Source organism: Micromonospora sp. IBHARD003 (genome assembly GCF_056106285.1).
Genome location: NZ_JBWBBX010000001.1, coordinates 4,589,096 through 4,610,051, shown reverse-complemented (window position 1 = coordinate 4,610,051; position 20,956 = coordinate 4,589,096). Strand labels below are relative to the sequence as shown.

The 20,956-nt window shown below is 70.2% G+C and carries 18 protein-coding genes; 6 read left to right on the top strand and 12 right to left on the bottom strand.

The genetic code is table 11. The annotated features are described in order from the left end of the window. Nucleotides 1-32: 32 nt before the first annotated feature. Both metG and ACTWOL_RS20565 read right to left on the bottom strand, forming a co-directional pair. Nucleotides 33-1,757, bottom strand: a complete 1,725-nt coding sequence (gene metG / locus ACTWOL_RS20570) for a methionine--tRNA ligase (protein ID WP_474298233.1) — start codon at nucleotides 1,755-1,757, stop codon at nucleotides 33-35. Nucleotides 1,758-2,020: 263 nt separating this feature from the next. Beyond that, nucleotides 2,021-3,019, bottom strand: coding sequence for an ornithine cyclodeaminase family protein (locus ACTWOL_RS20565; RefSeq protein ID WP_474298232.1), 999 nt, complete (start codon nucleotides 3,017-3,019; stop codon nucleotides 2,021-2,023). 209 nt (nucleotides 3,020-3,228) lie between these two features. On the opposite strand from ACTWOL_RS20565, the gene ACTWOL_RS20560 reads away from it, so the two are divergent. Both ACTWOL_RS20560 and ACTWOL_RS20555 read left to right on the top strand, forming a co-directional pair. Next, the gene (locus ACTWOL_RS20560; protein ID WP_474298231.1) at nucleotides 3,229-5,145 is read left to right on the top strand and encodes a S9 family peptidase; all 1,917 of its coding nucleotides are present in this window, start codon (nucleotides 3,229-3,231) and stop codon (nucleotides 5,143-5,145) included. 189 nt (nucleotides 5,146-5,334) lie between these two features. Further along, nucleotides 5,335-6,087 (top strand): SURF1 family protein, encoded by a 753-nt coding sequence (locus ACTWOL_RS20555; protein ID WP_474298230.1) that lies wholly within the window; start codon nucleotides 5,335-5,337, stop codon nucleotides 6,085-6,087. A 99-nt stretch (nucleotides 6,088-6,186) separates the two neighbouring features. On the opposite strand, the gene ACTWOL_RS20550 is transcribed toward ACTWOL_RS20555, so the two are convergent. The 7 genes from ACTWOL_RS20550 to ACTWOL_RS20520 form a co-directional block, all read right to left on the bottom strand. Further along, a complete protein-coding gene (locus tag ACTWOL_RS20550; RefSeq protein WP_474298229.1) occupies nucleotides 6,187-7,335 on the bottom strand; it encodes a hypothetical protein in 1,149 nt (382 codons plus the stop codon). 119 nt (nucleotides 7,336-7,454) lie between these two features. Then, nucleotides 7,455-8,171, bottom strand: coding sequence for a SigE family RNA polymerase sigma factor (locus ACTWOL_RS20545; protein WP_474298228.1), 717 nt, complete (start codon nucleotides 8,169-8,171; stop codon nucleotides 7,455-7,457). A 290-nt stretch (nucleotides 8,172-8,461) separates the two neighbouring features. Then, nucleotides 8,462-9,604, bottom strand: coding sequence for an aspartate-semialdehyde dehydrogenase (locus ACTWOL_RS20540; RefSeq protein ID WP_474298227.1), 1,143 nt, complete (start codon nucleotides 9,602-9,604; stop codon nucleotides 8,462-8,464). Then, on the bottom strand, nucleotides 9,601-10,881 hold the full coding sequence (locus ACTWOL_RS20535) for an aspartate kinase (RefSeq protein ID WP_474298226.1): 1,281 nt from the start codon (nucleotides 10,879-10,881) through the stop codon (nucleotides 9,601-9,603). Before ACTWOL_RS20535 ends, ACTWOL_RS20540 begins: the two co-directional genes overlap by 4 nt. Nucleotides 10,882-11,195: 314 nt before the next feature. Continuing rightward, nucleotides 11,196-11,855, bottom strand: coding sequence for a DUF5063 domain-containing protein (locus ACTWOL_RS20530; protein ID WP_474298225.1), 660 nt, complete (start codon nucleotides 11,853-11,855; stop codon nucleotides 11,196-11,198). Further along, nucleotides 11,848-12,447, bottom strand: coding sequence for a recombination mediator RecR (recR, locus tag ACTWOL_RS20525; RefSeq protein ID WP_474298224.1), 600 nt, complete (start codon nucleotides 12,445-12,447; stop codon nucleotides 11,848-11,850). Before recR ends, ACTWOL_RS20530 begins: the two co-directional genes overlap by 8 nt. Nucleotides 12,448-12,546: 99 nt before the next feature. Beyond that, the gene (locus ACTWOL_RS20520; protein ID WP_474301208.1) at nucleotides 12,547-12,864 is read right to left on the bottom strand and encodes a YbaB/EbfC family nucleoid-associated protein; all 318 of its coding nucleotides are present in this window, start codon (nucleotides 12,862-12,864) and stop codon (nucleotides 12,547-12,549) included. A 387-nt stretch (nucleotides 12,865-13,251) separates the two neighbouring features. Here ACTWOL_RS20520 and ACTWOL_RS20515 point away from each other — a divergent pair, with 387 nt between their 5' ends. Beyond that, nucleotides 13,252-14,010, top strand: coding sequence for an SLATT domain-containing protein (locus tag ACTWOL_RS20515; protein WP_474298223.1), 759 nt, complete (start codon nucleotides 13,252-13,254; stop codon nucleotides 14,008-14,010). A gap of 90 nt (nucleotides 14,011-14,100) precedes the next feature. Here the strand turns inward: ACTWOL_RS20515 and ACTWOL_RS20510 are convergent, their stop codons facing one another. The 3 genes from ACTWOL_RS20510 to ACTWOL_RS20500 form a co-directional block, all read right to left on the bottom strand. After that, nucleotides 14,101-14,769: a hypothetical protein gene (locus tag ACTWOL_RS20510; RefSeq protein WP_474298222.1), complete on the bottom strand. Its 669-nt coding sequence runs from the start codon at nucleotides 14,767-14,769 to the stop codon at nucleotides 14,101-14,103. Between the two features lie 159 nt (nucleotides 14,770-14,928). After that, complete coding sequence (locus ACTWOL_RS20505; protein WP_474298221.1) at nucleotides 14,929-15,627, bottom strand: GntR family transcriptional regulator; 699 nt, start codon at nucleotides 15,625-15,627, stop codon at nucleotides 14,929-14,931. 247 nt (nucleotides 15,628-15,874) lie between these two features. Further along, entirely contained in the window at nucleotides 15,875-17,233 is a 1,359-nt protein-coding gene (locus tag ACTWOL_RS20500; RefSeq protein WP_474298220.1) for an aminotransferase class III-fold pyridoxal phosphate-dependent enzyme, read from the bottom strand. A gap of 205 nt (nucleotides 17,234-17,438) precedes the next feature. Between ACTWOL_RS20500 and ACTWOL_RS20495 the strand changes: the two genes are divergently transcribed. From ACTWOL_RS20495 to ACTWOL_RS20485, 3 genes are all read left to right on the top strand, one after another. After that, the gene (locus ACTWOL_RS20495) at nucleotides 17,439-18,053 is read left to right on the top strand and encodes a DJ-1/PfpI family protein (protein WP_474298219.1); all 615 of its coding nucleotides are present in this window, start codon (nucleotides 17,439-17,441) and stop codon (nucleotides 18,051-18,053) included. Further along, a complete protein-coding gene (locus ACTWOL_RS20490) occupies nucleotides 18,050-18,514 on the top strand; it encodes a MarR family winged helix-turn-helix transcriptional regulator (RefSeq protein WP_474298218.1) in 465 nt (154 codons plus the stop codon). Before ACTWOL_RS20495 ends, ACTWOL_RS20490 begins: the two co-directional genes overlap by 4 nt. A gap of 228 nt (nucleotides 18,515-18,742) precedes the next feature. Then, nucleotides 18,743-20,806 (top strand): right-handed parallel beta-helix repeat-containing protein, encoded by a 2,064-nt coding sequence (locus ACTWOL_RS20485; protein ID WP_474298217.1) that lies wholly within the window; start codon nucleotides 18,743-18,745, stop codon nucleotides 20,804-20,806. Nucleotides 20,807-20,956: the final 150 nt, after the last annotated feature.

The following is a 20,956-nucleotide window of genomic DNA, read 5'->3' as shown; positions in this document are numbered from 1 at the left end:
TGCTGCCCGGTGGGAGCCGGGCGGCAGCGCGGTCAGACGGGCTCGGCGCCGCCGAACCGGTCGCGGTAGGACTCGAGGTCCTCCTCCGTGATCTTCGCGAAGAGGACCGGCGGGACGGTGAACGCGGTCCCGGCCGGAACGGCGTCCAGGGCCGCTGCCTGCCCGGCGGTCACCCAGCTCGCGGTGTCGTCCGCGAGGGCGAAGGCTCCCCGCATCGCGGCCGCCGTCGCCGGGATGAACGGCTCGGAGACGACCGCGTAGAGATGGATCAGGTTCATCGCGGTGCGCAGGGTGAGCGCGGCGCCGTCCGGGTCGGTCTTGATCTCCAGCCAGGGGGCCTTCTCCTCCAGGTAGGAGTTGCCCGCGGACCACAGGGCCCGCAGCGCCGCGGCGGCCTTGCGGAACTGCAGGGCCTCCATCTGCTCCTCGTAGTCGGCGAGCAGCCGTGCGACCTCCTCGCCCAGCCTGGATTCGGCCTCACCGGCCGTGTGTCCCGCGGGGACCTCGTCGCCGAACCTCTTGCGGGAGAAGGACAGCACACGGTTGACGAAGTTGCCGAGGGTGTCGGCCAGGTCCTTGTTGACCGTGGCGGTGAAGTGCTCCCAGGTGAACGAGGAGTCGTCGGACTCGGGGGCGTTGGCGATCAGGAAGTAGCGCCAGTAGTCGGCGGGCAGGATCTCCAGGGCCGCGTCCGTGAACACACCGCGCTTCTGGGACGTGGAGAACTTGCCGCCGTAGTACGTCAGCCAGTTGAAGCCCTTGACGAGGTCGACCTTCTTCCACGGCTCACGCACACCGAGCTCGGTGGCCGGGAACATCACGGTGTGGAAGGGGACGTTGTCCTTGGCCATGAACTGGGTGTAGCGGACGGTGTCGTCGGCCTCGTACCACCACGACTTCCAGTCGCGCCTGTCGCCGTCCGCGGCCGCGTCCGCCCACTCCTTCGTCGCACCGATGTACTCGATCGGGGCGTCGAACCAGACGTAGAAGACCTTGCCCTCGGCGGCGAGGTCCGGCCAGGTGTCGGCCGGGACCGGAACACCCCAGTCCAGATCGCGGGTGATCGCGCGGTCGTGCAGTCCCTCGGTCAGCCACTTGCGCGCGATGGACGAGGACAGCTGCGGCCACTCGCCACCGACCGCGTCGATCCACGCCTCGACCTCGTGCTGCAGCTTGGACTGCAGCAGGAAGAGATGCTTGGTCTCGCGGACCTCGAGCTCCGTGGAGCCGCTGATCGCGGAGCGCGGACCGATCAGGTCGGTCGGGTCGAGCACCCGGGTGCAGTTCTCGCACTGGTCACCGCGGGCCTTGTCGTATCCGCAGTGCGGACAGGTGCCCTCCACATAACGGTCCGGGAGGAAACGGCCGTCGACCGGTGAGTACACCTGGCGGACGGCGCGCTCCTCGATGAAGCCGTTCTCGGCGAGCTTGCGCGCGAAGTGCTGGGTGATCTCCACGTTCTGCCGCGAGGAACTGCGCCCGAAGTAGTCGAAGGACAGCTCGAAGCCGTCGTACACGGCCTTCTGCGCGTCATGCGCCTGCGCGCAGAACTCGGCGACGGAAAGCCCGGCTTCCTTGGCGGCCAGCTCGGCCGGAGTGCCGTGCTCGTCGGTGGCGCAGATGTAGAGGACGTCGTGACCGCGCTGGCGGAGGTACCGGGCGTACACGTCCGCCGGGAGCATCGACCCGACCATGTTGCCCAGGTGCTTGATCCCGTTGATGTAGGGAAGCGCGCTGGTTACCAGGTGTCGAGCCATCCTCGGATGCTCCATTCCGTACGTACGGCGCCGGTGGCGGGTGGCCACGGCGGGCCAGGCGGGGAAGCTGCGGCCGACACGATCATTCGGGTCGCCCGGACGCATCACACAGGGTGACGAACTGGTGCGCCGCCGGCCTCTGGCATCGTATCGAACCGGGCTTCTCGTCCTTCCACAGGTTTTCCGGGGCCTGCGGCCGACGGCAGGCCACCACGGGCAGCGGTCGGGCACGACCGGGCCGACCGCCGTCGGGCCGGCGGCGGTCACGGGGCCTGTGTCCTGGCGCCGGCGAACGTCTCGGCGGGCGGGCCCTGGAACCGGAACCGCGGGGTGTCCCGCCGGTCACGGGCGCTGCGGTACGCGTCCCAGCAGACGGCCAGATCCTGCCAGGGCAGACCGACGGGGCTGTAGACGGTCACGTCCGCGTCCTGCGCGACGCACCCGGTGACCCGGTCGGCGAGGACATCGGCCAGCGTGCCCGCGACACCGCCGGCTTCGAGACCGGCGCTGCCGAGCACCCCCGACGACAGGGACAGGTGCACGTCGTCCACGAAGAGCCGTGCGTGGCGCAGCAGTTCGGGATCGAGCTCCTGCTTGCCCGGTTCGTCCGCGCCGAGCGAGGTGATGTGCACACCGGGCCGGATGTCGTCGAGGTACAGCAGGGGCTCGCGTGCCCAGGTGGCGATCAGCAACGCGTCGCTGAGCGCGGCGACGTCCCGCGGGCTGTCGGCCACCTGGCAGTGGATTCCGGCGCGTTGCCATGCCGCGGCGAGCCGGTGGGCACGCTCGGCGACGCTGTCGTGGATGACGGCCTGGGGGACGTCGCGCAGTGCCCTCAGGCCGCGCACGGTCGTCCTCGCCTGGACGCCGGCACCGATGACACCCAGGGTGCGCAGCGGACTGCGAGCGAGGTGGTGGATCCCGAGGGCGGCGGAGAGGCCCGTCCGCCATGCGGTCACCCACGAGGAGTCGAGGACGCCCAGCAGCCGTCCGTCGTGCAGATCCTGCAGACAGATGATGCCGGAGATCGCCGGCTGCGCACCGGGGTACTTCGCGTTCACCTTGACCGTGTACGCGGGGACTCCGGGCAGAAGACCCGGGAGCAGCACCATGGCCGTGCCGGGTGCCGGCAGTTCCTGGCGCACGCGCCGGGCCTCGCCGCCCGCGCCCGCGCCGCCGAGGAACCCGTCGCGAAGGGTCCTGAGAGACGGCTCCACGCCGAGCAGCCCGTCCAGTTCCCGCGCGCCGAGCAGCAGGGTCATGCCGTCTCCAACCTTCCAGTGGTCGCGGACCGTCCACGTCCGAAGGGGCACGTGCCCAGAGCCGCCGCGGTGAACCCCGTGGTGATCGCGAGTGGCCGGATGGGCGCGGCACCGCGCCCACCTGCTGCGGAGGCGTCCGGAGCGCAGGTTTTCCACAGGCTGCGGACGGCCTCGCCGGAATGTGGGCGGTCCGGCGCAGAATGGGGGGCATGACTGAGATCACCGAGTCCGCGCTGCCTTCCGGGCAGCCCGTCGGCCGGGCGGCCGATCCGTTGTCCGAACCGGCCATACCCACCTGGGAGCAGCGCTTTCGCGCACCGCGCGTCTCCCTGCCCGACTGGGCGGAGGACGCCCCGGCCCGCTCGCTCTTCGTGTCGAACGCCACGGGGACCTACGAGCTGTACGCGTGGGACCGGACGAGCGGAGAGCGGCGCCAGGTCACCGACCGGCCGAACGGGACGACGGACGGTGTGCTCACGCCGGACGGCGAGTGGATCTGGTGGTTCTCGGACCGGGACGGTGACGAGTTCGGGGTGTGGATGCGGCAGCCCTTCCGCGGCGGCGCCGACGAGCCGGCCGCGCCCGGGCTCGCGGCCTCCTACTCGGCCGGGCTGGCGCTCGGCAGGGACGGCACGGCGGTGGTGGGCCGCTCGACGGACGAGGACGGGACCACGGTCCATCTCGTACGGCCCGGGGCTGAGCCCGTCGAGATCTACCGGCACCGTGAGTCGGCGGGGGTCGGCGATCTCTCGCGGGACGGGACGCTGCTCGCGATAGAGCACACGGAGCACGGTGACGCCATGCACCCGTCGCTGCGCGTGGTCCGGATCGGGGGCAGTTCCCACGCCGAAGGCGGTGCGGGCTGCACGACGGTGGCGGAGCTCGACGACACGGAGAACGGCTCGGTGGAGCTCGGCCTCGAAGTGCTCGGTTTCTCACCGGTGGACGGGGACACCCGGCTGCTCGTCTGCCATCAGCGGCGCGGACGCTGGGAGCCGATGCTGTGGGACGTCGTGTCGGGCGAGGAGACGGACCTGGCGATCGAGCTGCCCGGCGATGTGAGCGCCGAGTGGTATCCGGACGGATCGGCCCTGCTGATCGGGCACAGCTTCGAGGCGCGCAGCGAGCTGTGGCGCTTCGACCCGGTCACCCATGAGCTGAGCCGGGTGGAGACGCCGCCGGGGACGGTCTCGGGTGCGACGGCCAGGCCCGACGGGTCGGTGGAGTACATGTGGTCCTCCGCCGCGCATCCGCCGGGGCTGCGCTCCACGGCGGGCCGTGAGGTGCTGGACCCTCCGGGGATGAAGGCCCCCGGTTCGGTGAAGGTCGAGGACGTCTGGGTGGACGGTCCGGGCGGGCGGGTCCACGCGCTGGTGCAGCGACCGTCCGGCACAGGGCCCTTCCCGACGGTCTTCGAGATCCACGGCGGTCCGACCTGGCACGACAGCGACGCCTTCGCGGCCGGACCCGCGGCCTGGGTCGACCACGGTTATGCGGTGATCCGGGTGAACTACCGGGGCTCGACCGGATACGGGCGCGAGTGGACGGACGCGCTCAGGCACCGGGTCGGTCTGATCGAGCTCGAGGACATCGCCGCGGTCCGCGAGTGGGCCGTGGAGTCGGGACTGGCCGATCCGGCGAGGCTGGTGCTCGCGGGCGGATCGTGGGGCGGCTACCTCACACTGCTGGGCCTGGGGACGCAGCCGGACGCCTGGGCACTGGGGCTCGCCGCGGTGCCGGTCGCGGACTACGTCACGGCCTACAAGGACGAGATGGAGGCCCTGAAGGCGATGGACCGCACGCTGATGGGCGGGACGCCGGAGGAGGTCCCCGAGCGGTACGAGGCCTCTTCGCCGCTGACGTACGTGGACGCGGTCAGGGCGCCGGTCTATATCTCCGCCGGGGTCAACGACCCCCGCTGCCCCATACGCCAGGTCGAGAACTTCGTGGACAGGCTGGCGGCCAGAGGCGCGGTCCACGAGGTGTACCGGTACGACGCGGGGCACGGATCGCTGGTGGTGGAGGAGCGGATCAAGCAGGTGCGGCTCGAGCTGGACTTCGCGGCCAGGCATCTGGGGATGCCCGGTGCAGCCGAGGGCCGTGAGGAACACGCACAAGGCCACTGAGACGGGGGGCGGCGGGGCGCGCGGCGGGCCGCACGGCGGATGGTCCGGCGGATCGGTCCGGCGGATCGGTTCGGCGCGGCTGCCTCCCCGGGGCCGGTCCCGTCGAGGGCTGCCGGCACCAGGCCGGCGAAGTCGCCGGCAGCGGGCCCCGGGGAAGGAGGAAAGCGGGGCGTTCCGTACCGTGGAGGGGTGTACCGGTTCCTGCTGTCGCCCCGCTGGTTGGGGATCAATGTCTTCGTGCTGCTGAGCATCCCCTTCTGCATCTTCATGGGGACCTGGCAGCTCGGCCGGTTCGAGGACCGCGTCAACACCCATCAGGCCGCACAGCAGCGGCCTGACCCGGGCACGCGCAAGCCCGTACCGCTCGCCGAGCTTCTGCCCGTCGACACGGAGACCTCGGGCCGTGCGGCGACGGCGACGGGGCGGTACGGGGCGCAGTTCCTCGTCCCGGACCGGGAACTGGACGGGAAGCGCGGCGCGTATGTGCTGACCCTTCTGCGCACCGGAAGTGGCAAGGCGGTGCCGGTCGTCCGGGGATGGCTGCCCACCGGGGCGAAGGCGCCCGCCGTGCCCTCCGGTGAGGTGACGGTCGTCGGTGCGCTCCAGGCGTCGGAGACACCGGGCACGGACGGGGTGAACACCGCGGGCGGCCTGCCGCCCGGCCAGGTGGGCATGATCAGTGCCGCGGCGCTGGTCAATCTGGTGCCGGACCAGGTCTATGACGCCTGGATCACCCTCACCGCCGCGCCGGACGGTCTGAAGCCCGTGCCCGCGGCCGCGCCGCAGGGCAGCGAGCTCGACCTGAAGGCGTTCCAGAACCTCGGCTACACCCTGGAGTGGTTCGCCTTCGCCGGCTTCGTGGTGTTCATGTGGTTCCGCTTCGTCCGGCGCGAGGCGGAGGCGGCGAAGGACGCGGCCCTGGGGCTCGACCCCACACCGTGAGGCCCGGGCGCGCCTCACCCCCTGAGCTCCCGGCCCGGCCCGGCGGCCTGACCCGCCGGCCCTGCGTCATCCGGCCCGGCGCTGTGTCTGCGACCTGCGCTACGGGGCGGTGATGACGCCCGTGTGGTAAATCGTGCCGGCGCAGGCGTTCGGGATCGCGGCCTCGGCCGAGGGGCCACCCGCGGCGGGGACGTGCGAGACCGTGATGCTGCCGTCCACCGGGCCGTCGGCGGACGAGAGCTGCGGCTGGGCGCCCGCTCCCGAGCTGTCCGTCGTCCCCGAAGCGCCACCCTCCGTGGGCGTCGGATCGGGCGAGGCACCCGATGTGGAGCAGGTACTCGAAGGCACGAAGGCGAACTTCACCTCGTACGACGCCGTCGGCTCCAGCAGCAGGGCGACGGGTTCGGCACCCGGATCGGGCAGTCCGGTCGCCGGGTCGCCCGCCTTGTGCGCCATCACACTGATCTTCGAGGCATCCGCGGCGCCCGACGCCTGGAAGGCGACCGTGCCGTCAGCGGTGATCGCACATCCGGTGCCCGAGACATTGGCGACGCGCACCAGGCCGTACACCTTGCCCTCGGCGTCGGGTGCGCCGACCTCCGTCCGGTTCACACCGAGCTGCGAGGACTCGCAGGTGGGCGTCGCGGGCGGGATGCTCTCCCGGGGAATGACCTTGGCGCCCGGGGCCGGCACGGCCGGCGCGCCGCCGGCCTCGTCCGCCGCACGGCTTCCGTCGGGCGTGCCCGGGACATCCTGCTTGCGTCCGTGGCCCGAGCCGTCGGGTCCGGACTCGCCGCCGTTCTCACCGTGTGCGGAACCGGTGCCGCCCTGGGCCTGCTCGCCGTGCCCCGCGTTGACGGGCTTGGCCGGGGACAGGCCGCCGGATTCGGCGACATGGACGAAGGCGGGTACCGCGGCGCCCAGGAGGACCACCGATGCCGCCACGCCGACGACCGCCTGGCGCTTGCGGGCGCGTCGTGCGGGCACCGCCTGGCGCAGACGGTCCAGCGCCCCGTCCGAGGGCGCGAGGTCCCCCACCGCGCTCTGCAGCAGCTGCCGCAGCGCCGGTTCGTCGAGGCCGAACACGTCGTCGTCGTCGGATCCGTCACCACCGGGTCGTTCACCGCGGGAGGCGCCGCTGCCGAGCGTGCCGCCGCCCGAAGGGGTCCGGGCATGAGAGCCGGGCCCGTCCGCGGGTGTGTCGTCGTCAGGCCCGTGGTGCAGATGGTGCTGTGGCCCGTGGTTCACAATGTCGTTCCCAGTCCGGTCGTTCAACGGCCCGTCCGGCCCGTACTGCTCAGTTTCCCGCTCACGATCGTGTCCGGGCTCGTGTTCCCGCCCGTGTTCCCTCTCGTGCCGGCGCCCGTTCATGCCGAGGCTCCCATGGCGACTCGCAGCGCGGCGATGCCGCGCGAGCCGTACGCCTTCACCGATCCCAGGGATATGCCCAGCGTCTCGGCGACCTGGGCCTCGGTCATGTCCGCGAAGTACCGCAGGACGAGGACCTCCCGCTGGCGCCGCTGCAGCCCGCGCATCGCCTTGATCAACGCGTCGCGCTCCAGCTGGTCGTACGCCCCCTCCTCGGCGCTCGCCATGTCCGGCATCGGCTTGGTGAGCAGCTTCAGCCCGAGGATCCGGCGGCGCAGCGCGGAGCGGGACAGATTCACCACGGTCTGCCGGAGATACGCCAGGGTCTTCTGCGGGTCCCGGACCCGGTTGCGCGCCGAGTGGACGCGGATGAAGGCCTCCTGGACCACGTCCTCGCACGACGCGGTGTCGTCGAGCAGCAGCGCCGCGAGGCCCAGCAGAGAGCGGTAGTGGGCGCGGTAGGTCTCGGTGAGGTGATCGACGGTGGTGCCCGCAGCCATCGTCTCGTCAGCGTCCTCGCGCTGGGACGGCATGCGGGTGGGACGCGCGGCAGGCATCGGGGCGATCACCGGCATGCCGCCGACGGCACGGGGCCGCCGGAGCGGTTGCACGGTTGCTCCGGGAGCCGGTGCCATGCCGACGGCGCGGGCGGACGGGAACAAGGCCGTGCCGCCGCGGACCGGGACCACCGCTGTGATGTCGAGTACCTCTGCCACGCCTGTTGGACACGCTTCCCCCCGTCAGGGTTGTACGCGCACCGCACCGCACCCGACGATGCACCGTATGCCCTCATGCGTACTCGCTCTTCCCCAATGCCCCATACAACGCGGCACCGTGAAAGGGCGACCGCAAAGACGTTCCCCGACCGACCCCCGGTTCCGGACTGGCAGGAAAGCATCGTCGAACATGCCAGGACCCCAGTTCAAGTGGCACATGCAAGCAACTTGCTGCCCGACTTGACCACAGGGCGTTCACAGATCCTACAAAGGCCTGAGGGCGGGGTGGTTCAGCACTCCCCCACGACGGCCCCTTCGAACCCTTCGGCAAGCCCGGGACGGTCGCCGGCAGCCGGTGCGGCCTCGCGCCCCGCGTCCGTTCCGGCGAGGGTGCGGGCGATGGCCTCGGCGATCTGAGCGGTGTTCAGTGCGGCACCTTTGCGGAGATTGTCCCCGCATACGAAGAGTTCGAGCGCACGGTCGTCGTCCATGGCCCGCCGGACCCGCCCCACCCAGGTCGGATCGGTACCCACGACATCGGCGGGCGTGGGGAACTCGCCCGCCGCGGGGTCGTCGAAGAGCACCACCCCGGGCGCGGTCGCCAGGATCTCGTGAGCCCGGTCGACGCCCACCTCGCGCTCGAAGCGGACGTGCAGGGAGACGGAGTGCGCGGTGACGACCGGCACCCGTACACAGGTCGCGGAGACCCTGAGTTCGGGCAGACCGAGGATCTTGCGGGTCTCGGCCCGGATCGCCTGTTCCTCCGACGACCAGCCGTACTCGGCGAGCTCCCCCGCCCACGGCACCACATTGAGCGCCATGGGCCCGGGGAAGGGGCCGGTGCCGTCGCCGACGGCCCGGCGCACATCACCGGGACTGGTGCCCAGCTCCGTGCCCGCGACCAGCGCGAGCTGGGTGCGCAGCGCGTCGACCCCGCCCTGCCCCGCGCCGCTGACCGCCTGGAAGGCCGTGACGACCAGTTCGTCCACACCGAACTCGGCGTGGAGCGCGCCGACCGTGACGATCATCGCCAGGGTGGTGCAGCCGGGGCTCGCCACGATGCCGCGCGGACGCACGCGCAGCGCATGCGGATTGATCTCGGGGACGACGAGGGGAACGTCCGGGTCCATCCGGAACGCGGCCGAATTGTCCACCACCACCGCGCCCTTGGCGACGGCGATGGGCGCCCATCGGGCGGCCACGTCGGACGGCACCAGGAACAGCGCCACGTCGATGCCCGTCAGCGCTTCCTCGCAGAGCGCGACGACCTCGGTCTCCTCGCCGCGCACGGCCAGCTTGCGGCCGACCGAACGCGACGACGCGACCAGGCGTATCTCGCCCCAGACGTCCGCGTGCTGCGACAGGATCTGGAGCATCACCGCGCCGACGGCCCCGGTCGCACCGACGACCGCCAGCGACGGCTTGCGGCTCACCGCCCGGTGCCTCCGTAGACGACCGCTTCGTCGGAGTCGCTGTCGAGACCGAAGGCGGTGTGGACGGCGCGTACCGCCTCGTTGACGTCGTCCGCGCGCGTGACCACCGAGATGCGGATCTCGGAGGTCGAGATCAGCTCGATGTTCACACCGGCGTCCGAGAGGGCCTCGAAGAACGACGCGGTGACACCGGGGTTGGTCTTCATCCCGGCGCCGACCAGCGAGATCTTGGCGATCTGGTCGTCGTAGCGCAGCGATTCAAAACCGATGGCGCTCTTCGTCTTCTCCAGTGCGTCGATCGCCTTGCGGCCCTCGGTCTTGGGGAGGGTGAAGGAGATGTCGGTAAGGCCGGTGGACGCGGCGGAGACGTTCTGGACCACCATGTCGATGTTGATCTCGTTGTCCGCGATGGCACGGAAGATCGCGGCGGCCTCGCCCGGCTTGTCCGGCACGCCGACGACGGTGATCTTCGCCTCGGAGGTGTCGTGGGCGACACCGGAGATGATGGCCTGCTCCACCTTGCGGGCTCCTTGCTCGGAGTGCGGTTCGTTGCTGACCCAGGTGCCCTGCAGCCCCGAGAAGGACGAGCGGACGTGGATCGGGATGTTGTAGCGGCGTGCGTACTCGACGCAGCGGTGCAGCAGCACCTTGGAGCCGGAGCTGGCGAGCTCCAGCATGTCCTCGAAGGAGATCCAGTCGATCTTGCGGGCCTTCTTCACGACCCGCGGGTCGGCGGTGAAGACGCCGTCGACATCGGTGTAGATCTCACAGACCTCGGCGTCCAGCGCCGCGGCCAGCGCGACGGCGGTCGTGTCGGACCCGCCGCGACCGAGGGTGGTGATGTCCTTCTTGTCCTGGGACACACCCTGGAAGCCCGCGACGATGGCGATGTTGCCCTCGTCGAGAGCCGTGCGGATACGGCCCGGCGTGACATCGATGATGCGCGCCTTGTTGTGGACCGAGTCGGTGATGACGCCGGCCTGGCTGCCCGTGAACGACTGGGCCTCGTGGCCCAGGTTTTTGATCGCCATCGCCAGCAGGGCCATGGAGATCCGCTCTCCGGCGGTCAGCAGCATGTCGAATTCACGCCCGGCAGGAATCGGGGAAACCTGCTCGGCGAGATCGATCAACTCGTCCGTCGTGTCGCCCATCGCCGAGACCACGACGACCACCTGGTGGCCGTTCTTCTTGGCATCGACGATCCGCTTGGCGACGCGCTTGATGCCTTCGGCATCGGCAACGGAGGAGCCTCCGTACTTCTGCACGACAAGGCCCACGTGCGCTCCTCGCTCGGTCTCTGCCGCAGTCATCACTGCGGTCGGCTCAGTCTAACGAGCAAGCCGGGAACGCCCCCTGCGTATCGCATCGTGAGATGTCCCGCTCACGAAGCGATAACCCGCGTGTGTCCCACGCTCTCGCGGGCGGGGCGCTCCTGGCCACTCCAGACCGTTCCTTCCCGGTGCGGGTACGGGCACGCCGGAATGTGGCATCCCTCACTCCGGCGTCCCCGGCAATCCGGTCGCGGGTACGACGATGCCCGGCCGTGATCCGGCCGGGCATGAGGTCTCGCAGGTCCCCCGAGGGGGCCGCTTCAGCGTGCCGTGCGAAGCCCCAGCGGCTTCGCGATCTCCTGCGCCATGACACGCCCCGCCTCTTCGGCGAGGTCGTCCTCCGCCAGGTCCTCGTCCGTGTCCAGCCCGTCCAGCTCCTGCAGCGGCTGGTCGAGACGGACATGGGAGACCAGGGACTGGAGCGCGCGCAGCGTCGCCGAAGCGGTCGGGCCCCAGTTGGAGAAGTACGAGAACTGCCACCACCACAGCGCCTCGGTGGTCCTGCCCCCGCGGTAGTGGGCCAGTCCGTGTCCGAGGTCCGTGATGATGTCCGCCAGGTTGTCGGAGATCCGGCACGGCACCGGCGCCTTGCGCGGCTCGTACGGGTCGAAGACCTCGGAGAAGACGTCGATCGGGTCGAGCAGTACGGCGAACCGCTCGCGCAGCTCGTCGACCTCCAGATCCGGGCCCGTGTCCACCTCGTAGCGCTCCTCCGGGACGATGTCCTCGTGCGCGCCGAGCCTGCCCCCGGCCAGGAGCAGTTGCGAGATCTCCAGCAGCAGGAAGGGCACGGCGCTGTCCGGCTCGTCGCCCTTCGCCACTTCCGTGGTGGCCACGATGAAGCTCTCGATCGAGTCGGCGATCTGGACGGCGAAGTCGTCCGGGTCCTGCGTGGCGGAGTGGAGCGTTGCGTCAGACATCGAGAAGTCGTCTCCCCTCGAAGGCACGTCCGAGCGTGACCTCGTCGGCGTATTCCAGATCGCCGCCAACGGGAAGTCCGCTGGCGAGACGCGTCACCTTCAGCCCCATGGGCTTGATCATGCGCGCCAGGTAGGTGGCGGTCGCCTCCCCCTCGAGATTGGGGTCGGTCGCCAGGATCAGCTCGGTGACCGTGCCGTCCGCGAGCCGCGCGAGCAGCTCCCGGATGCGCAGATCGTCCGGGCCGACGCCTTCGATCGGACTGATCGCACCGCCCAGTACGTGGTAGCGACCGCGGAACTCACGCGTCCGCTCGATCGCCACGACGTCCTTGGGCTCCTCGACCACACAGATGACGGCCAGGTCGCGACGGGCGTCCCGGCAGATGGCGCACTGCTCCTGCTGAGCGACATTGCCGCACACGGCGCAGAAGCGGACCTTGTCCTTCACCTCGAGGAGGGCGTTGGCGAGACGGCGGACGTCGGTCGGCTCCGCCTGCAGGATGTGGAAGGCGATCCGCTGCGCGCTCTTGGGACCGACGCCGGGCAGCCTGCCCAGTTCGTCGATGAGGTCCTGAACCACGCCTTCGTACAACGGAACGCCTCTCCGGGAATGCTTCGACGGCTACGGTAGTCGGTGCCGGTTACGGTAGTTGGTCCGCGCGCGGCTGAGGAAGTAACGGCGGGGGAAAGCCTAGAAAGGCAGCCCGGGGATCCCGCCTCCGCCGCCCAGCCCCTGAGTGAGCGGACCGAGCTTCTGCTGCTGCAGCAGCTGTGCGTTCTCGTTCGCGGCCTGGACGGCGGCGACGACCAGATCGGCGAGGGTCTCGGTGTCCTCCGGGTCGACCGCCTTGGGGTCGATGACGAGGGCACGCAGCTCTCCCGAGCCGGTCACGGTGGCCTTGACGAGGCCGCCGCCCGCCTGGCCGTCGACCTCGGTCGCCGCCAGCTCCTCCTGGGCCCGGGCAAGGTCCTGCTGCATCTTCTGGGCCTGCTGGAGCAGCTGCTGCATATTGGGCTGACCACCACCGGGAATCACGGGTCACTCCTGGCTTTTCGACGACGATTGTTCGGTAAACCGAGCCTACGTGGTCATGGGTCGGCTTGCCCCACCCAGTCGGCATCGGCTCCGTAGGGGGTCGGCACCAACTCTTTCGAGTGAGAGCGCCCGCCCTTGCTGCACCGGACAGTGCCGCTCGTGTGGGCGGAAATACCGGGATCCCGTCCCCACGGCCCACCGATGGGCGGTAGGAAGGCCGTGCGCACCACGCCCCACGGCACCCCGGACGTCACGCAGGGTTAGCAGGGTTATGTCCTTAGTCACGCAGAGCTGCCGCGCCGTGCTGCCGTACAGCGCGCAGCGGCGGTGCAGTCACGCAGAGCGCAGAGGAGTGCCCCGGTGAGCCAGCCGGAGATGCAGCCTGGGGGGTCGGCCCGGGAGGAGAGCGGGGTCGCTCGGGACGGAGGCGTCCCGGAGCAGGACGGGCACGGCGATCTGACGGCACGGTCCTTCCCGCTCGGGGACTGGGGAGAGCCCGCGCAGCGCCTCGACGAGCTGTACCGCTGGGTGGAGACGAACGCGCTGCGCACCGCCGACTGGTATCTCCGCGACCGCGCCCGCAAGCGGCGCTGGGCCCGTGCGCTGCGCGCCGGCACCGCAGTGGGCGCGGTCGCGGGCACCGCACTCCCCCTGCTGGATCTGACGGACGTGCTGGCAGGGGCGGCCGTGTGGGGCTGTCTCTCGCTGCTTCTGGCCGCGGCCTGTCTGGCCTGCGACCGCTACTACGGTCTGACCTCCGGCTGGATGAGGTCCGTGGCCACCGCCCACGCGGTGCAGCGCCGTCTGCTGGCCCTCCAGTTCGACTGGGCGTCGGAGAGCGTCCGCGAGGTGCTGGGCCCGACCGAGGGCACGGCCAGTGAGGCGGCGGAACGGTGCCTCGGTGTGCTGCGCCGTTTCTCGGAGGACGTCAACGAGCTGGTACGGGCCGAGACGGCGGACTGGATGGTCGAATTCCGCTCCGGCCCCGCCCCGCTGGCCATACAGTCGCTCGCCTCGTCACCGTCCCGCCAGGACACGGGTCATTTCCCGGGCCGCTTCCCCCTCGCCCCTCCGGCCCGCCCGAACATGCCGCGCCAGCGCCCACCGGAGCCGCGGTAGCGTGACGGTGCCTCAGACGGGCCGGAGGAGCGGCGGCGAGCCGCGGCCTGCCGCACACGGGACCGGTCGTCCGCTGCCCCGCACGGCCGGTCAGCTGAAGATGATCATGGAGCCCTGGCCGAGGCTACGGGTGGCCGCCGCGTGCAGGCCTAGCCAGACGTGGCGCTCGCGTGCGAAGGGGCTTTCGTCGTAAGGGATCGGGCCCGCGGGCTCCTCGAGGGAGGTGGGGCGGGTCGGCGGGGCCGGGGCGGCGGGAGGGTTGGCGGGGTCGATGCCGATCGCGGGCGCCACCAGTTCGAGCTCCCGCAGCAGCCCCTGCGAGGAGCCCAGCGGACCGCCGGCGGCGAGGAGTTCCTCGTTGGACAGGGGGACCTCGAAGTCGACGGGGACGTACGCACCCGCGTGGTCGTAGTGCCAGACCAGGTGGGACTGCTGGGCCGTCGCCTCGAACATCTCCAGGAGCTGCTCGTAGTCGCCGCCCAGTTCGTCGACGGGCGTCACCGCGAGACCGCAGAGCTGGAGGAGATACGCCCGGCGCAGGAAGTGCAGGGCGTCGTAGTCGAAGCCGGCGATGGGTGCGACGTCTCCCGAGAGGCCCGGCATGTAGGCGAAGACGGGAATCGTGGGCAGGCCCGCTTCGGTGAGGGCCTTGTCGTACGACGCGATCTCTTCGGCGAAGGGGTTGTCCGGGCTGTGGCACAGCACATCGACGAGGGGGACCAGCCAGAGGTCACAGGCCAAGACGAGCTCGCTCTCCATCGGGTTGTGCGGGTTTGTGCGATGGTCGGGACAGCGTAGTGCTACCGGGCCGCGCCGGACAGTCAGCGCACACCCCGGCCCGGCCGCCACGCCGACCGGACGCCGCTTGAGCGGTCACGGCGGTTCGCGTCACCGCGGCTCGCGTCACCGCGGCTCGGGTCACTGCGGATCCAGGGGGCACTGGGCCCGCCGCTCCAGGCGGTCCGCCCATGCCAGGGCGTGGATGTTGTGGTCGATGATCAGGTCGCGGGCCATCCGGGCGTCGCCGAGGGTGATGGCGTTCACGAGGTCCGCGTGACCGCTCCACAGCCAGGTCTTCGGGTCGGTCTCACCGCGCAGATGGGGCACCGCGAACACCCAGGCCTGCACACGGAGCCGGTGCAGGAAGTCGGCGATGTAGGAGTTGGTGACCATGGCGCCCAGTTCCCGCCAGAAGCGCAGGTCGTAGCCGATGAGGATGTCCACGTCACCGGCACGCGCCGCCCGCGAGGCCTCCTCGGCCCGGCGGCGCACGGACAGCAGGGCCGAGCCGGATGCCATTTCGGCCCGGGGGGCGCCGTCCTGGCGGAATATGCCGTCCACGATGAGCGCCCGTGCCTCGACCATGCCCCGGAAGTCCTCGACCGAGTACCGGTGCACCTGGAAACCGCGGTGCTGGTTGGAGTCGAGCAGCCCCTGTGCGGTGAGGTCGACGAGCGCTTCCCTGACGGGCGTTGCGGACACCCCGTAGGTGGCGGCTATCTCCTTGACCGTGAGCTCCTGCCCCGGCTGCAACCGCCCTGCCAGCACCTCTTCGCGGAGTGCGTCCGCGATCTGCTGGCGCAGGGTGCTGCGCGTCACAGCGGCGCTCGCGGGCATGTTCTGGGTCCCCTCCGGTTAGGTTCACGACACCTTAAGCCAGCCGGAGGAGACCTTTCTGGTGTGGTTCGCCACGTCGGAGGGAGTACTCCGGCCCGGCAGACAAGTCGGCGCGCCGCACGCGGGACGATTCCGTCCACGCGTGCGGCGCGCCACCCTGGGTGTGCCGTGCTCATGGCGCGCCGCGAGCGATCCGCGGCTGCCGTGCCCTGCCGGTCCGGCGTGACCGGTAGGGCTTGGTCAGGACCTACGCCACGACGTGCTCGTCCGCGACCGCCAGCGCCGTGTCGAGGGCCGCGAGCCCTTCCTTCGCCTCGGCCTCGCTGATGTTGCAGGCGGGGACGGCGTGGGTGCGGTTCATGTTGATGAAGGGCCACAGGCCGTTCTTCTTGCAGGCGGCGCCGAAGGCCGCCATCGGCGCGTTCGCCTCGCCCGACGCGTTGTACGGGACGAGCGGCTCGCGCGTCTCCCGGTTGCGTACGAGATCCAGGGCCCAGAAGGCACCCATGCCGCGCACCTCGCCGACCGACGGATGGCGCTCGGCCAGCTCGCGCAGACCGGGTCCGAGCACGTTCTCGCCCAGCAGCGCCGCCTGCTCGACGACCTTCTCGTCCTCCATCACCTTGATGGTGGCGACGGCCGCCGCGCAGGCGAGCGGGTGGCCGGAGTAGGTGAGGCCGCCCGGGTAGGGGCGCTTGTCGAAGGTCGCGGCGATCTCGGCGGAGATCGCGACCCCGCCGAGCGGCACGTACCCCGAGTTCACGCCCTTCGCGAAGGTCATCAGGTCGGGTACGACGTCGAAGTGCTCGGCGGCGAACCACTTGCCGGTACGCCCGAAGCCCGCCATGACCTCGTCGAGCACGAAGACGATGCCGTACCGGTCGCAGATCTCCCGCACGCCCTGGAGGTAGCCGGGCGGCGGGGTCATGATCCCGGCGGTGCCGGGCACGGTCTCCAGGATGATCGCGGCGATCGTCCCGGGCCCCTCGAACGCGATGGTGTCCTCGAGATGCGCCAGCGCCCTCGCGCACTCCTCCGCCTCCGTGGCGGCGTAGAAGGGCGAGCGGTAGAGGAAGGGCGCCCAGAAGTGGACGACACCGGCGGATGCCGTGTCGGAGGCCCAGCGGCGCGGGTCACCGGTCAGGTTGATCGCGGTGGAGGTGGCGCCGTGGTACGAGCGGTAGGCGGAGAGCACCTTCGCGCGGCCCGTGTGCAGCCGGGCCATACGGACGGCGTTCTCGACCGCCTCGGCGCCGCCGTTGGTGAAGAAGATCTTGTCCAGGTCACCGGGGGTCCGCTCGGCGATCAGACGCGCGGCCTCGGAGCGTACGTCGACGGCGAAGGCGGGCGCGAAGGTCGCCAGCTTCCCGGCCTGCTCCTGGATGGCCGCGATGACCGTCGGGTGCTGGTACCCGATGTTGGTGTAGACGAGGCCGCTGGTGAAGTCGAGGTAGCGGTTCCCGTCGTAGTCCCAGAAGTACGAACCCTCGGCACCGGCGACGGCGAGCGGGTCGATCAGGCCCTGTGCGGACCAGGAGTGGAACACGTGGGCACGGTCGGCGGCCTTCACGGCCGCGCCTGCCTGCGGATCGGCATGAGGGGTCATGGCGGTCAGCGTATGGACCTGCCCGGGTCGTCGGACATGGCCACCTTGTATGGCCTCGGCCACTTTCATCGGCATGGTGTCGCGGCCGGAAGCCCTACCCGGCGGTAGACCCTCAGTTATTGACAGCAAGCTGTCAACATGACAGCCTTCTGTCATACATCGGGGATACACGCCGGCGCCGCAGCCGTAAGCCAGGGAGGCCACCATGTCCGCCACCAGCCCTACCAACGCCAAGACCGTGCACCTCGCCGTGTACGACACCTTCGCCGACTGGGAGACCGGCCACTCCACCGCCTGGCTCGCCCGTACCGGCTTCACGGTGCGCACCGTCGGAGCGGACACCGGCAGGACCGTCACCAGCATCGGGGGCCTCCGGATCCAGCCCGACACGGCACTCGCGGACCTGAGGGCCGAGGACAGCGCGATGCTGATCCTGGCCGGAGCCGACCTGTGGGACGCCGGGGACGAGCTCGCGCCCTTCGCGCACAAGGCGAAGGAGTTCCTCGACGCCGGGGTACCCGTCGCCGCGATCTGCGGGGCGACGGCCGGCCTCGCACGCGAAGGGGTGCTCGACGAGCGCAGGCACACGAGCGCGGTGTCGTTCTATCTCGCGGCCACCGGCTACCGGGGCGGCAGGCACTACGTCGAGGCGGACGCCGTCACCGACGGCGATCTGATCACCGCGGGACCGACCGAGCCGGTCGCCTTCGCGCGGGAGGTCCTCGGAAAGCTGGGCGCCTTCGACACCGGCAAGCTGGACGCCTGGTACCGGCTGTTCCACCACTCCGACCCCGCCGCTTTCGAAGAGCTCAACGCATGAGCGGCGCACACGAGCAGCAGGACATGCTCAGCTCCACGGCACTGAGCGTCTTCCGGCTGAACGGCCAGTTCCTCTCCGTCGCCGAGGAGCTGGCCCGCCCGGCCGGACTGACAGCCGCCTGGTGGCAGGTACTCGGCGCGGTACTGACCGAGCCCCTGCCCGTAGCCGGAGTCGCCCGCGTCATGGGCATCACCCGCCAGAGCGTGCAGCGGATCGCGGACCTCCTCGTCACCCGAGGGCTCGCCGAGTACGTCCCGAACCCGGCCCACCGTCGCGCCAAGCTCCTCCGCCCCACCGAGGAGGGCAGGGCGGCGGTCGACCGGATCGGCCCGGGCCACGCGGACCTCGCCGCCCGCCTCGCGTCGGAGCTCGGCGAAGAGGGTTTCGCGGAGACGGTGCGCGTACTGGCGCGACTGAGTGCGGCGATGGACGCGCTGGAGCTTCAGAGCACGCGGCAGTAAGACGGGCGGTCGCCGACCTCCGATGTGACGACACGCCGGACACGGAGAACCTTGACGCCCCATGACCCGCGGCGACAAGGGCCGCCGGGGCGGCTTCTGACGCTCGACACTCCGAGCACGCTCCTATTGTCCTATTTATGGCTTTTCTTGTGATTCGATGGGATGCACTTCCGCCCCTTCCGGACAAGGGGCGTGACGGCCCGTCACACAGAAGGAGAGCTACGTCGGATGTCTGAATCACAGGGCAGAGGCGCGGGTGCCGCCAAGGACACCACGCGCCGTCCGAAGACGGCGGTGCTGAGCCGTCACTGGAAGGTTGCCGTTCTCGCCGCGGCCGGCTTCGCCACCATGGCGGCCACCACGACCATCGTCGGCATCTCGGACGCCGGAGCCGCCCAGGCGAAGCCGGCCGCGAACAACGCCAAGGCCAAGGCGGCGCCCGTCGCCGCCCCGGCCGACGGCATGCCGAACGACGGCGGCGACGGCGACTACTGGGCCGAGCACGCGGGCAACCCCGGCTCGGACAAGGGAGACAAGGGAGACGACTACTCCGACTACGGGGACAAGGGAGACAAGGGTGGTTGGGGGGACCACGACAAGGGCGACAAGAGCGACAAGGACTACGGCGACAAGGGGGGCAAGGGCGACGAAGGCAAGGGCGACGAGGGCAAGGGCGACTACGGAGACAAGGGAGACCACGACAAGGGAGACAAGGGCGACAAGGGCAACGGAGACAAGGGAGACGACTACTCCGGCTCCTGGGACAAGGGGGACAAGGACTACGGCGACAAGGGCAACGAAGGCAAGGGGGACGAAGGCAAGGACGACTACGGAGACAAGGGAGACCACGACAAGGGAGACAAGGGCGACAAGGGCAACGGAGACAAGGGAGACGACCACTCCGGCTCCTGGGACAAGGGGGACAAGGGCGACTACGGAGACAAGGGCAAGGAGAAGGGCGACGAGGGCAAGGAGAAGGGGGGCCAGTCCAAGGGCAATGAGGGCAAGGAGAAGGGCGGCTCCAAGGGAGACGAGGGCAAGGAGAAGGGGGGCAAGGGAGACAAGGACTACGGCGACAAGGGCGACAAGGGCTACGGCGACCACGACAAGGGCGACAAGAAGCACGAGAAGAAGAAGCATGGGAAGCGCGACCACTATGTGGAGTGCGACCCGAACGACCTGGTCGCGGCACTCGTCGACCTGAACGAGAACAGCGGCGGTTCGCTCCGTCTGGCGAAGAACTGCACCTACACCCTGACTGCCAACCAGGACGGCAACGGCCTGCCGAAGATCATCCAGCCGATCACCATCCACGGCAACGGCTCCACCATCCAGCGGGCCGCCAACGCCGACCAGTTCCGCTTCTTCCAGGTCGGGGCAGGCGGCGACCTCAAGCTCAGCCACCTCGTCCTCACCCGCGGCAAGTCCGAGTTCGAGCAGAACGGCGGCGCCATCCTGGTCGACGCCGCGGGACGCCTCCACGCGGAGATGGTCGCCTTCGACAGGAACACCGTCGACAACATCGAGGACTACGACGGCGGCGCCATCTTCAACGAGGGCATCACCAAGATCGTCAAGTGCACCTTCGAGGGGAACTCCGCCGACGAGGGCTCCGCCATCTTCAACGACGACGGCAAGCTCGAGGTCGAATCGGCCAAGTTCTTCAGGAACATCGGCGAGGACGGCCCGATCGAGACCGAGGGCGGCAGCTCGACGATCGACAAGTCCCTGATCCGCCACAACATCGGCGGCGGCGTCGAGTCGGACGGCGGCCTGACGGAGCTCAACAAGTCCCTCATCTCCTACAACACCGAGGACGACGGGAACGGCGGCGGCATCGACCACGAGAGCGGCGGCCTCCACGTCCGCGAGACCAGCATCCGCGACAACACGGCGACCGGAGAGGGCGGCGGCGTCCAGGTTTCGGACGAAGCCATCTTCGAGGACAGCGAGATCGTCGACAACGTCACCACCAGCAGCGGAGACAGCTCGGGCGGTGGCGGCGTGGACGTCTTCCTCTTCAGCGAGGACGACGAAGTCCACCTCCGCGACACGAAGGTCGTCGGCAACCAGGCACCCGGCAACGGCGCCCAGGGCGGCGGCATCTTCGTCAACGAGGGCAGCAAGCTCATCCTCACCGACGTGAAGGTGAAGAAGAACATCTCCGACGAGGAAGCCGGCGGCATCCAGAACAACGGCACCGTCGAAACCCACGGCAAGATCCGCATCATCGACAACGTCCCGACCAACTGCGAGGACAGCGGCAACCCGGTCCCCAGCTGCTTCGGCTGACGGACGACAACCACACCGGGTGACCCCAGCGGCCACCCGTGATCCACCCCTCAGCCCGCCCCCGGCACCCGCCGGGGGCGGGCCCATTCCTGCCCACCTCGACACTCCCACCCGCACCAATTGTCTGATTTACGGCTTTTCATGTGATTC